This is a genomic window from Acinetobacter shaoyimingii (assembly GCF_011578045.1).
Lineage (GTDB): Bacteria > Pseudomonadota > Gammaproteobacteria > Pseudomonadales > Moraxellaceae > Acinetobacter > Acinetobacter shaoyimingii.
On sequence record NZ_CP049801.1, the window covers coordinates 3,250,254 to 3,263,269 of the forward strand.

Annotated in this window: 12 protein-coding genes; 4 read left to right on the plus strand and 8 right to left on the minus strand. The window is 37.2% G+C overall.

From position 1 onward, the window contains the following. Positions 1 to 5: 5 nt before the first annotated feature. From G8E00_RS14785 to G8E00_RS14810, 6 genes are all read right to left on the minus strand, one after another. Positions 6 to 1,199 carry a heme biosynthesis protein HemY gene (locus tag G8E00_RS14785; RefSeq protein ID WP_166225829.1) on the minus strand — a complete coding sequence of 398 codons (1,194 nt, stop codon included), beginning with the start codon at positions 1,197 to 1,199 and terminating at the stop codon, positions 6 to 8. Between the two features lie 4 nt (positions 1,200 to 1,203). Beyond that, a complete protein-coding gene (locus G8E00_RS14790) occupies positions 1,204 to 2,043 on the minus strand; it encodes a hypothetical protein (RefSeq protein WP_166225832.1) in 840 nt (279 codons plus the stop codon). Continuing rightward, on the minus strand, positions 2,040 to 2,822 hold the full coding sequence (locus G8E00_RS14795; protein ID WP_166225835.1) for a uroporphyrinogen-III synthase: 783 nt from the start codon (positions 2,820 to 2,822) through the stop codon (positions 2,040 to 2,042). Before G8E00_RS14795 ends, G8E00_RS14790 begins: the two co-directional genes overlap by 4 nt. A gap of 9 nt (positions 2,823 to 2,831) precedes the next feature. Then, on the minus strand, positions 2,832 to 3,752 hold the full coding sequence (gene hemC / locus G8E00_RS14800) for a hydroxymethylbilane synthase (RefSeq protein ID WP_166226579.1): 921 nt from the start codon (positions 3,750 to 3,752) through the stop codon (positions 2,832 to 2,834). Between the two features lie 104 nt (positions 3,753 to 3,856). Further along, positions 3,857 to 4,594 (minus strand): LytR/AlgR family response regulator transcription factor, encoded by a 738-nt coding sequence (locus tag G8E00_RS14805; RefSeq protein WP_166012558.1) that lies wholly within the window; start codon positions 4,592 to 4,594, stop codon positions 3,857 to 3,859. 55 nt (positions 4,595 to 4,649) lie between these two features. Further along, complete coding sequence (locus G8E00_RS14810) at positions 4,650 to 5,804, minus strand: sensor histidine kinase (protein WP_166225838.1); 1,155 nt, start codon at positions 5,802 to 5,804, stop codon at positions 4,650 to 4,652. Here G8E00_RS14810 and argH point away from each other — a divergent pair. Then, positions 5,795 to 7,225, plus strand: coding sequence for an argininosuccinate lyase (gene argH / locus G8E00_RS14815; protein ID WP_171522903.1), 1,431 nt, complete (start codon positions 5,795 to 5,797; stop codon positions 7,223 to 7,225). The two genes, G8E00_RS14810 and argH, sit on opposite strands and share 10 nt — an antisense overlap. 11 nt (positions 7,226 to 7,236) lie before the next feature. Then, complete coding sequence (locus tag G8E00_RS14820; RefSeq protein WP_166225841.1) at positions 7,237 to 7,506, plus strand: oxidative damage protection protein; 270 nt, start codon at positions 7,237 to 7,239, stop codon at positions 7,504 to 7,506. A gap of 925 nt (positions 7,507 to 8,431) precedes the next feature. Here G8E00_RS14820 and phoU read toward each other — a convergent pair. Then, positions 8,432 to 9,160, minus strand: coding sequence for a phosphate signaling complex protein PhoU (gene phoU, locus G8E00_RS14825; protein WP_166012561.1), 729 nt, complete (start codon positions 9,158 to 9,160; stop codon positions 8,432 to 8,434). Between the two features lie 112 nt (positions 9,161 to 9,272). Next, positions 9,273 to 10,613 carry a multidrug efflux outer membrane protein AbuO gene (abuO, locus tag G8E00_RS14830; RefSeq protein WP_166225844.1) on the minus strand — a complete coding sequence of 447 codons (1,341 nt, stop codon included), beginning with the start codon at positions 10,611 to 10,613 and terminating at the stop codon, positions 9,273 to 9,275. 454 nt (positions 10,614 to 11,067) lie between these two features. Between abuO and G8E00_RS14835 the strand changes: the two genes are divergently transcribed. Further along, a complete protein-coding gene (locus G8E00_RS14835; RefSeq protein ID WP_166225847.1) occupies positions 11,068 to 12,060 on the plus strand; it encodes a hypothetical protein in 993 nt (330 codons plus the stop codon). A gap of 328 nt (positions 12,061 to 12,388) precedes the next feature. Next, complete coding sequence (locus G8E00_RS14840; protein ID WP_166225850.1) at positions 12,389 to 13,006, plus strand: NUDIX domain-containing protein; 618 nt, start codon at positions 12,389 to 12,391, stop codon at positions 13,004 to 13,006. Positions 13,007 to 13,016 lie beyond the last annotated feature (10 nt).

Sequence of the window (13,016 nt, forward strand, 5' to 3'; positions counted from 1 at the left end):
TACACTCAAATTTTAACAGGTATAAAATTCATATTTTTTTCAAAAACAGTATTCAGCTGCTGGATACGTTCTTCATCACCCATTAATGTCGATTTAATTCTTAAATAATTCATTAATGCATGATCTGGATATAATGTCAGCAATTCAGCAGCTTCATGCTCTCGCTGTGTCGCCTGATATATATGCCATTTTGTAAAACTAAATAGCGGCATACTAGGATATTTTTCTTCCAACCGGTTAATTTGCTTTTCAACTTCATAATAATCAGGTAATTGCTTGAGTAATTGTTGTTGAAACCAAAGGTAAAACACATCTTGATCAAAACGCTCATTGAGCAAATTTAATGACAAGATGCCTTGTTGCTCCGCCATCTCTGGCATACGGGCCAATACCTTCAACCAAAGCAGTTTGGTTTCGAATTCCAAATGATCCATCCGCTCTAATTGCTGTAAATATTTTTCTGACAATAACTGAATATCTTCAATCGTTGCAGAATCAAACTGACTTAATAACTGAGATAGCCATTTTTGTTTGGCTTTTTCATTTAAGTGCCCATATTCTGTGGCTTTTAAATACAACCAAGGATATTGGGTCGCCAACTTACCCCAAAGCTTTTCAATGCGCTGATCATACAAATCTCTCAGTGGTTCTAACCAAGGCGATAAAATATGTCCAGATAAGAACTCTAAATGTGTTAAGGCTTGATGTGGATCATTTTGTGCCAAATAAATTTCAACTCGTTGTATTTCTGCAAGTTCAAAAACCGAAGCTGGACTTTTTTGTAATTCATCCATCGCCTCAGCAAATTGTTCCTGTTTAAATAAAATTCGTGCTTGTATAATGTTTTTTAATAACACTGAAGATTCAAATACAGGTTGAATAATGTCTTTTTTTAAAGCCTCACCTTCTAATAACCATGCTACACCCAACTGTTCATAAGTATGCAACTCATTAAAACTAACCAATTCATATTGCTTTCTTTTATTTTGATTAATGGCACGTTTAATCAACACAAAACTGCTTTGCAAAATAAAACTAATAAAAATAATAACAAAGGCAACAAGCCAGACATTGGTTTGTATTTGAATCCCTCGCCATAAAACATAAACATAACCACTGCCCGAACCAAAACTTAAAATACTTAATATTGCGAAAATGACTAAAAAAAGTAATCCATAGGCCATTAATATTTTTTTCATCGTATTACCCCAAAATTGTAAAACTGATGAGTTTAGCTTCTGGAAGCATTTTGATTTGTTTTAGTTTTTGAACCTCTTTGACTATTTTTTTAGCGTTTTGATCAGGTAATTGTTTTAATTCACCAATTGCATGATCTAACATATTTTGATATTCAAGCACTTGTCCTTTTTCTAGGTTTTGTTTTGCCAATAAAACTCTAAGCTCTGCTTCTTTTAAAATCATGCGACGATGAACAATCTCAGGCGTATTTAAATCCACACGATCAACTTTAATCCATTGACTCCAAAACCCTGATTTCTCATTTTTGGGTGATTGAATATTCGGGTTGTTTTGTTCGCTTTTAAGCAATTGATCGATATGTGTTAACACCGCTTGTAACTGCTGAATTTGATTATTTTCAGCAAGTATAAATTGTTGTAGATTTTTTTTATCTTGTTGTAGGGCTGCATGCAAAGAATCTTGAATCGCTGCTGCCAAATTATAATGATCTAGAGATTGATCTAACAGATTGATTTTATCTAAGGCAAATATAAATTGACGCTGTTGAATCGCAAATTGAATCAATTCCAATTGCGACTTAACCATATTGGCTGGTTGTAAATGCGTTTGTGACAACTGTGGACTTTGACTCTGCGGTTTAACTTGTGAGGTCTGCTCATTTTCAGGTTTTTTTTGACGTTGCACCGCCACCAATTGATCATTCAAATTGGCATTTTTTTGCTCACTTTGACGCAGATCATTTTGCAAACTCAGCAAATCTTTAGATAAACCATAATCGTCATAGCTTAACTTTGCCAACCAAACCAAAATGATCAATACCAATAGTGAAAAAATTTTCTTCATATCTGCCTTTGCGCTAGCCCCATAATATGCAATATGGTTTGCGGATTTAAATCTTGGATTTGTATTACATCAAAATTGTATTTCAACTTATCTTTATCATTGATCAATACATTATACAAACGCTCTCCCAAAACTAAATAATGACAATGCTCAACAATATATTGCTGATTTTCAAATAATTTAAGCCAATTTTTCCAACTTGCCTCGCTACTAATACAGACCCAGCAAGGCACACATGACTGTTTTATTTTTAAAAGAATGTCAGGAACTTTAGCTTGACTTTCAACAGGGCACTCACGCTCATATAAAACAAAGTTCAACACTTCAACATTGTTTTGCAAGCATTGCTGCATCATAAATTGCCGACCGCCTTCTCCACGCCAAAATGCGATTTTTTTCAAATTTGCGATTGATTTGAAAATAGGCAGACTCAGCATCCCTTCAGACGTTTCAACGTCAGGCACATGTGCGCTAATACCTTGCTCAGCCAAATGCAAGGCTGTTGTTTTCCCAACAGCAAGCCATTGCACATGCGCAATGTGTTGAATGGTCAATCCAGCACGTTTTAAGTATTCCATCCCAATATCAACAGCAGTTGGACTGACAACGACAATCATCTGAGTACTCAGCAACTGTTGATAAAGCGTATGTAATTCCTGATCAAAAACCCGAGCCTTTAACACCAATAATGGCAAATCGATAACATCATAACCGTGTGCCATTAAGCTATGGGTCAGATTTCGAGCTCGATCTAAAGGTCGGGTATTGATAAAAAGCACGCGAACTTCCTATTGATAAAGTGCCTTCAATAACTCACCCGCACCTTGATCCAACAAAGCTTTTGCAAGTGATATGCCTAATTGTTCGGCATCTTCAGGTTGGCTGGTTTGAGTTGCTTTGAGTAGAGTTTTTCCATCAACACTACCTACACGTCCTTCAAGGGTTAATACACCTTGATTTAAGGTCGCAAAGCCTGCGATTGGCACTTGGCATCCACCTTCAAGATACGCATTAAATGCACGTTCAGCACGCACACAGACATTGGTCTCAGCATGCATTAACGGTTGGATCAAATCCAAGACATCTTGGTCATTCGATCTGCACTCAAGACCAAGCGCTCCTTGTCCTACAGCAGGAAGACTCAATTCAGGTGCTAAAGTATGTAATATACGAGAGGCAAGCCCTAAACGCTTTAAACCTGCACTCGCCAGAATAATGGCATCATATTGACCGTCATCAAGCTTGGACAAACGTGTGCCGACGTTTCCACGTAAATCAATCACATCTAGATCTGGTCGTTTTTTCAAAATTTGACATTTACGGCGTAAACTTGATGTGCCTAATTTTGCACCTTGAGGTAAGTCATCAAAAGTTTTGTAGTGATTTGACACAAAAGCATCGAAAGGATCTTCACGCTCACAAATCACTGCAAGCTCTAAACCCTCAGGAAGATGCATAGGAACATCTTTCATTGAATGTACAGCCAAATCTGCACGACCATCCATTAAAGCAGCTTCAAGCTCTTTAACAAACAAACCTTTACCGCCAATTTTTGCCAATGGTGTATCTAAGATTTTGTCACCTTGGGTAACAAAGGTCACCAATTCGACTTTTAAACCTTGATGCAAGGTTTCAAGACGATCACGAATATGTTCTGCCTGCCAAAGTGCAAGAGGACTCTGACGTGTTGCGATTTTTAAGGTCTTCATCATTTCAGCGCTGCCAAACTTTAAACACCCTAAAATTACCCTGCTATGTCAAAATTGCAAGTAAATTATTACTTCAACGTCATCTATGTCATTTTGAAATGAGATTAGAAGTTTTGCATCCGCTCTCTAAGAATAGGTAAATGACGACGGCTCACTGCAAGTTTTTCATCCAGATCACGACAACGAACTTGATATTGTCCTGTAGCCACCAACTCTAAACCATCTAAATAATCGAGAGAAATAAGAGCATTACGATGAATACGAATAAATTTATTGGTAAATTCTTGTTCTAAATCTTTTAAAGTCTCATCGATCAGAACGGTGCCATTTTTATGGCGCACAGTGACATATTTTTGATCCGCTAAAAAGTAATAAATATTTTCTGTAGGTATCAGTTCTAAACCGCGATAAGTTTTAGCAGCAATTTGCTGTCTTTGTATTTTTTCTTCCATGGCTTCTTTTTTTTCTATGTTAGATACTTGGGCTTGAGTTAAGCGTGTTAATGTTGTTAATACTTGTTCTAAATCATATTTTGCAATGGGTTTTAATAAATAGCCTTGTGCATGCGACTGAATCGCAGAGAGCGCATGCTCATCATAGGCCGTACAAAATACCACAGCAGGCATAGGGTCAAGTGCTCTTAAATGCTGAGCACAACTGATCCCATCCATTTCCGGCATCTGGATGTCGAGTAAAACCACATCAGGTTCATATTGCTTTACAAATTCAATGGCTTGTTTGCCATGTTCTGCTGTGGCTACAACATGATGACCTAACTGATTGACTAAACGGGATAAGCGCTCAACAGCAAGTGGCTCATCATCACAAATTAAGATGTCCATTATTCCTCCTTGCCTGAGTTAACGATGGTTATTGTAATAAGTTAACTCGACTCTTTTATTTATATTGGTATTGCACGACGGTTGTAAATATTCCATTGCCAGCATGACTTCTTAATTGTACCGAATGCCCGAAGTGTGCCTTCAACCGTTGCTTGACGTTATTCAAAGCAATACCATTTCCTTCTCTATGCATTATTTTATCTTTTATAAATGGGTTAGTAATGACTATACTGACTTGATTTTCCAATATTTCGACCAGTACGGCAATCTTTGCATTGATCATTTTTTGTTCCACACCATGAAAAATACTATTTTCTAGCAAAGGTTGCAAGGTTAACAATGGAATGGGAACTTTATGTAATTCATCACTTTTTTCAATATTCCACTCAATCTTCAAACGTTCCCCCAAGCGAATTTTCTCAATCGCCAAATATTGCTGACAGAGCTCAATTTCCTCTTTCAAGCTGACCACTCGTAATTCTTGAAAACTGGCCCGAAATAATTTGGAAAGATCAATCAGTACATGCTCTGCTTTATCAGGATCACTACCTATAAGACTGACCACGCTGTTTAAACTGTTGAATAAAAAATGTGGATGGATACGTGCTTGCATCACCTGAACTCGTGCATTTAATTCACTATTTTTCTGTTTGACCCATTCATCTCGCACATAAATATAGCGTAAGCAAAATGCACCCAAAAGCATGGCATAACTCATATGAAGAACTAAAAAATTCAACAAAATAGCCCAAGAAAAATTTTGTAAGGAAAAATGTGATCCCCAGTAAAACAACACATTTAAACTCGTTGTGGTTAATATCACAATCAGTTGTAATAAAAAAAATCCCACTATCGATGCCATTAAGGCACTGAGTTTATTAAATTGAACTTCAAATAATTCAATCACTGCAATAAATACTAAAATCACCCAATTGATATATAGAAAGTATTTCACAACCTCATTCAAAGTCAGCGCAGACCACGATTGTGCTTCAGCCAAGGTCAATAATAAGGTTAAAACAATACTGGCAATAAACAGCTCTAACCAATACTTCCAGTTGCCCTTTTGCCTAAAAAAGTGCGACTCAGCATTGCCCTGATGTTGTTTTAAGTAAGATTCCCTGTTCAAGCCTTCGGCAAGTGAATCTGAATTTGTTATACTCTTCCCCAAATCACTGCTTTTCATTTTATTGAGCCGATATGACCACATCTTCTAATTCCTCAAATCCGTCACAAGCCCAAACTTCGGGTATGTGGGGCGGTCGTTTCTCTGAAGCTACTGACGCATTTGTTGCTGAATTTACAGCATCTGTTCAATTTGACCAACGCTTTTATAAACAAGATATTGCAGGTTCTATTGCACATGCAACTATGCTTGCAAAAGTTGGCGTTTTAACTGAACAAGAGCGTGATGACATCATTGAAGGCTTGACTGCAATTAAAGCAGACATCGAGTCTGGAAATTTCGAATGGCGCATCGATTTAGAAGATGTACATATGAACATTGAGTCTCGTTTGACTCAACGTATTGGCATCACAGGTAAAAAACTACACACAGGTCGTAGCCGTAACGACCAAGTGGCAACTGACATTCGTTTATATGTACGTGATGAAATTGATGCCATTCTAGAATTATTGCAAAAATTACAAAAAGGCATTTTGGGCTTAGCTGCGAAAAACACCAACACCATCATGCCAGGTTTTACTCATCTGCAAACTGCACAGCCAGTGACTTTTGGTCATCATTTAATGGCGTGGTTCGAAATGTTAGTACGTGACTCTGAACGCCTGATTGACTGCCGTAAACGTACCAATCGTATGCCACTTGGTTCTGCTGCCCTTGCGGGTACGACTTATCCAATCGACCGTGCTTACACTGCAGAACTTTTAGGTTTTGAAGCGGTTGCTGAAAACTCACTTGATGCTGTTTCTGACCGTGATTTCGGTATTGAATTCAATGCCGCTGCGTCTTTGATTATGATGCATTTATCACGTATGTCTGAGGAAATGATTCTTTGGACTTCTGCTCAGTTCAAATTCGTAAATATTCCTGATCGTTTCTGTACTGGCTCTTCAATCATGCCACAAAAGAAAAACCCAGATGTACCTGAGCTGATTCGAGGTAAAACAGGTCGTGTCTATGGTGACTTAATGAGCCTATTAACACTCATGAAAGGTCAACCATTGGCATATAACAAAGACAACCAAGAAGACAAAGAGCCTTTGTTCGATGCCATTGATACCGTTCGTGGTTCACTCATGGCGTTTGCTGACATGATTCCTGCATTGGTTCCAAACATCGAAATCATGCGTGAAGCAGCGCTCCGTGGTTTCTCAACTGCAACTGATCTAGCAGATTACCTTGTAAAAAATGGTGTTGCTTTCCGTGATGCGCATGAAATTGTCGGTAAAGCAGTTGCACTTGGTGTTCAAGAAGGTAAAGATTTATCTGAATTAACACTTGAGCAACTTCAACAATTCTCTGATTTAATTCAAGCTGATGTATTTGAAAAAGCACTTACACTTGAAGCTTCTGTAAATGCACGTAACCATATTGGTGGTACAGCGCCTGCACAAGTAGAAGCAGCGATTGAACGTGCCCACGCTCGCTTAGAACAACTTTACGCTTAAGGAAAAACGATATGTCTCGACAAGTATTTTGCCGTAAATATCAACAAGAGATGGAAGGCTTAGATTTTGCCCCGTTCCCAGGTGCAAAAGGTCAAGAGTTCTTTGAAAACGTGTCTAAACAAGCTTGGGGTGAATGGCTTAAACACCAAACGACGTTGATCAATGAAAAGCGTTTAAATGTGTTTGAACCTGATGCGAAAAAGTTTCTTGAAGAACAACGTGAAAAATTTTTCAGCAATGACGAAAGCCTAGAAAAAGCCGAAGGCCTAAAGCCTGAGTGAGGATCAGTGGAGCACTGCTCCACCCGAACGCAAGGCAAAGGCTCTGCCTGAGCAGAAAAATAAAGCGCTGCTTTAAGTTTTACGCAAGACAAGGACGAAGTCCGCGTAGGCTTAAATTAAAAAAGAATCTCCATTATTTGGGGATTTTTTTTTAATGCTCTAAAAATTACACAAGACAAACACCGCAGGTGTGCGTAGGCTTTAATCGAAAAGAATCTTTTATGAGGCTCTTTTTTGTAAGAGCACCGCTCCACCCGAACGCAAGGCGAAGGTTCGGCCTGAGCAGAAAAATAAAGCGCTGCTTTAAATTTACGCAAGACGAGGACGAAGTCCGCGTAGGCTTTAATAGAAAAAGCTCCCACATGGGGGCTTTTCTTTTTTATGATTAGCGTCCTTTTATAGCTTGTAGCAAGCTACACTCTAAATTTCTGATCAACAAATCAACTTACAGCTAAGCATTAAGTATGCTTAAATTTTGTACTTAACACTTAAGTCTAGGTCTGGTTCAAATCAAAAAGATTTGGTTTTAAACTGAGAATAAAAGATGTCCTTAATTTTTATCTGCATGTATAAGATCAAATCTTAATCAGATTACAAAATTAAATTCTGGTTACATTTTGTACATATATCCTTACATTAATTCACATTAATGTGAGTGACACAAAACTTTTTTATAGTTATATTAAACACATCACAGAATATTAAGTTAAAGACAAAACGCTCTAACTTAAAAATACAGTGTTAAAAATATAATAATAACATCGTACTGATTACTCAGTTTTCCTTCCTAGATTTCCCCCAAAATCTAGGAATTTTTTTGTCTAATTTTTCTTCAAAAAAATTCAAATATTAAAAACAAACCTAAAAAAATAAGAGGCCAAGTGATGGAACTAGACCTCTATTTTAATCTCTACAATTTAGAAAATTAGCGAATACTGCCTTGCACCTTTTCTTCAATTTCTTCGACACTGGTATGACGAACATCGAATCCTTTGGCCATATAGATTACTTGTTCAGAAATATTTCGTGCATGATCACCAATCCGTTCGAGTGAGCGAAGCACCCACATAACATTGATCACTCTAGAAATATGACGAGGATCTTCCATCATATAAGTCATGAGCGTCCGGGTAGCCGATTGATATTCACGATCAATATCTGCATCTGCGAGCAGGACTTTAAGCGCTTGTTCTGCATCTACACGAGCGAAGGCATCTAAAGCATCATGAATCATCACACGCACCTGATTGCCAATATGACGTGTTTCCATATATCCACGTGGTGACTCACCATCTTCACACAAGTTCTGAGCAATACGGGCAATTTTAGCAGCCTCATCACCAATGCGTTCCAAATCTGTATTGGCTTTACTCATGGCAATCACCATACGCAAATCACTGGCTGCAGGATGACGTCGAACCAGGATCAAGGTTAAACCTTCATCAATTTCACGTTCATAACGATTGACGGTGTTGTCTTGGAACTGAACATCTATAGCCAAATTCACATCAGTATCAAGTAGTGCATGGACTGCATTTGCAACTTGTTGCTCAACCAGCCCACCCATGGTCATAAATTTGGTATGAACATCCTGTAAATCTTCATTAAATTGCGAAGAAATATGATGGCTTAAAACAGGATTCGTCGGGCTCAAATTCAGTTACTCCACATCGGGCTTGTTGATGATTTTTGACCATTTAAACATAAACATTATGAACATATGATGACAAAATCATCTGTTCATATTTTGACCCATAAAGCATATTCTATTTATAAGTCAACCATGCATTCATTTGTGCAAGTTCTTGTTCGTTGAGTTGTCCAATCGCAGCCTTCAACCGCAACACATTGAGTATGTAATCATATTGTGTATTCACATATTGTTGCTTGGCAGAGAATGCATTGCGCTGAGCAAGCAACACATCCACCATACTCTTTAGTCCCTCGTTATATTGTGCTTGAGATGCACTCGACACTAAAGCCGATGAATCCATCGCTGTTTTTCTTGCTTGTAAAGTCGATTGATCCGTTTCGACTTGCATATATGACTTTTTCACATCTGTGGTTGCTTTACGAATGATCGCACTCAATTGTGAATCGGTTTTCTTCACATTAAGTTTTGCTTTTTGTATGTTGGCCTTGGTTCTACCGCTGGTAAAAACATTCCAGTTCATTTCTACGCCAATCTGATTAAATTGACCATCATTGGAAATTAAGCTATTCGGAGATTGCGCAGTATATCCATATGAGCCAACTGCATCGATTGTTGGATATCGAGCAGCTTGTTCAATGCGACGCTGATCTTCCGCAACCTTGAGTTGTAACTTTCCTTGTAAGACTTCCAAATTATGTGTTTCAGCCAAATTGGCCCATTCATTCAAAGAAGCTGGAACTGGTTTTTGATACTGAAAATCATCACGTAAAACCGCTAATTTATCTTGATAAGTGCCTATCAGTTGCGCTAATTGTTCCTGTGCCAAAACCAATTGAACACCTGTAGCAATTCGGTTTGCTCGTGCATTCTGATATTGTGCATTGGCTTCCCCCACATCGCTACGTGAGACCAGGCCTTCTTTTTGGCGCGCATTCATAGCCCTTAATTGCTCATATAATGCTTTTTCTTCTTGCAAGTTTGTTGCTGTTAAAGCTTGTTGACGAAGCACATTAAAATAAGCTTCAGAGACATTAAGCAAATGCTTTTGGCGTTGTAACTTTAAGGTTACTTCGCTTAATTCCAATGACGTTTTAACCTGTTTATAGCCTTGCCAAGCTTCCAAACGGAATAAAGGCTGGCGCACAGAAATTGCCGCTTGCTTGGTTGTCGTTGTAGTCGGCATAAGATCCAGAGTATTCAGCACACGATTCCATGTATTTGAATCATCCAGTTCTTGATGTCTACGTGTGACACTACCACCAACGGTCACAGTCGGAAGTAAGTTTGCTTTTGCCACACCTAAATTTTGTTGTTCTGATTCATACTGATAAAGATTGGCTTGCCAATTTGGATCATTTCTTTTCGCAAGTTCATAAGCCTCTACCAAATCAAGGGCAAAACAAAATGGGCTGAATAAAATTAAACTTGTCGTGACCAATGTCTTTTTCATCATTTTCTTCTTATAACAATCTCAAACTTAAAGTATTTAAATTTAGATAAAAATATTATTTAGAATTCTGATATTAAAGATATCACAGCAATTATTCGTATGTTTTTTATTACTTTTAGTCAAAACATATTATGACAAATCGATATTTTATCCATAGTTTTGCATATGGTTACAATAAAAACACAGTACATGCCATAGCCCAGCCCATTCAACATCTTGTATTCATTTATACATGTCGGATTGCTAAAGTTTTCAAAAACAAAGTTTAATTCAGTCTAGGTTACAAATCATTTCATATTATTCAAACAAAATAAGTAAAAATAACCAGATTACATTCATGCATTTCCATAGCTATCTGACAATCTGACTGATGCATTTTTTGACTCGATTTCGAAGTATCCTGCTTATCGTGGTAATTTTGGGTGCGTGTTATTTTATTCCAACATGCAGTAGCCCTATGCCTGAGCTTCTACATTCATCCAATGACAATAAAAAAAATATAACGCAGGATCAACAAAATTTAACTTTTGACTGTCAAAAACTTCCTCAGGAAATGCAACAAATTTCACCACAAAGGACAACCTTCGCCTTAGAGCAGATCAATAAGTATTTAGGTATGTGTTTACCAGATATGACTTTGGCTCAGAAGAAAGACATCATGGTGAAGTCTGATCAAATGTATGCACAATTTTTAACGATTAATCGTACACCAGATCAGCAAAAAGCATTTGAGACTTATGTAGTCGATAAAGCGCAAATCCCCAATATTCAGCAGACCTTCTTTGAAAAATTGAATCAAAGAGATCAATATTTATTACGCCATCAGGGACAAGGTTATTTAGAAATTGTTGAAGCCAATGATGGACATTTAGTCTATCGACGTAGTCCACAATACTTAGCCAATATATTCGCTCCTTTTTTCCCGGAGGCTGAAAAAGTCTTTATGCAAGAGCTGGCACAACAAAATAAAGAACCATTACTCAGTAATAATAAATTCAAGATCTCAGCACAAGAAATTACGCGACGTGCATTATTTTGGGAAAACTATCTAAAACACTACCCCAATACAAGCTATCAAAAAGACGCTTCATATTTATTAAAATTTTATAGCACCTTGTTATTTATAGGAACTGAAATACAGCCTGTATCTACACGCTATGAAGATAACCTTGATATTCAAATTTCGAATTTAATGGAAATTGAAGCCTTAGCAAAACACAAAAATAGTCGTCTTGCTGATCAAGCACGCAAGTTTTTAACATTTATCGCAATGAACGAAGAACAGCGTGAAAAAGACATTCCTCTATCAGCAAAAGTCATGGATACAGCTTCACAATCAGAACATGATCTCGCTGTTGCCCAATTGGCACAATTCTTAGGCTTAACTCTTTTCCCGCTATCTGAAATCGAAAAGCGTAACTGCTTTAATGACGCCATCTGTCATGATTGATAATATTGTTAAAATTTTTAAGATAAAAATCGCTTCAAAAATATTTTAAAAAAATGCCTATCACTACCTATAAAACAGAATGACAACATCACATAAATAAGCTTTAGCAATGCATGATCAACAAAGCTAATCTTTTCTTTTACAATATATTTTATCGATTTAAAACACATTAAAATACACGAAATATCACGAATTGAGATTTCATGTGATTCTCAGCATTCCCGTAAAATATGAAATATTAAAGCAATACGCCTCAAAAAAATTAATTTGCCTTTGGCTATTTCTCAGTTAGGATGAATTCAATTGTTTTTTATTTTAAACCACACGAATGAAAATTCTTGAACAAGCCACTTATAACAAAAACGATTTTAAAATAGAGAATCGTCAATATATTTATAATGGATTCATTAAAGTTGAAAAAGTCAGCTTAAAACATCGTTTGTTTAATCAAGCAGAATATACACCTCCAATCAGTCGAGAACTTATTCGACGTAAAGAAGCTGCTGGTGTTTTAATTTATGATGATCAACAGCAACGCTTTGCTTTAATTGAACAATTTCGCGTCGGCGCAATTGATGATACGATATCACCATGGCAACTTGAAATCATTGCAGGTGTTTTGGATGGCGATGAAACCCCTGAAACTTGCGTACGCCGTGAAAGTTTAGAAGAGTCAGGATGTGAAATTACACATTTAGAACATCTTTTTACATTCTACCCTTCGGCTGGTGCATGTGATGAACGTTTTCATCTCTTTGTTGCAGAATCAACATTGCCAGAACATGGGGGAATTTACGGTATGCCAGATGAAGGTGAAAATATTCAATTACATATCATTCCGTATAAAGAATTAGATGCTTTATTTGGAAGCCAGCGATTATGCAATGCTCCCGTTATTATGGCTTTACAATGGCTTAAACAACATATTGTGACTTTAAAAGCCTAGGGGAAACAGC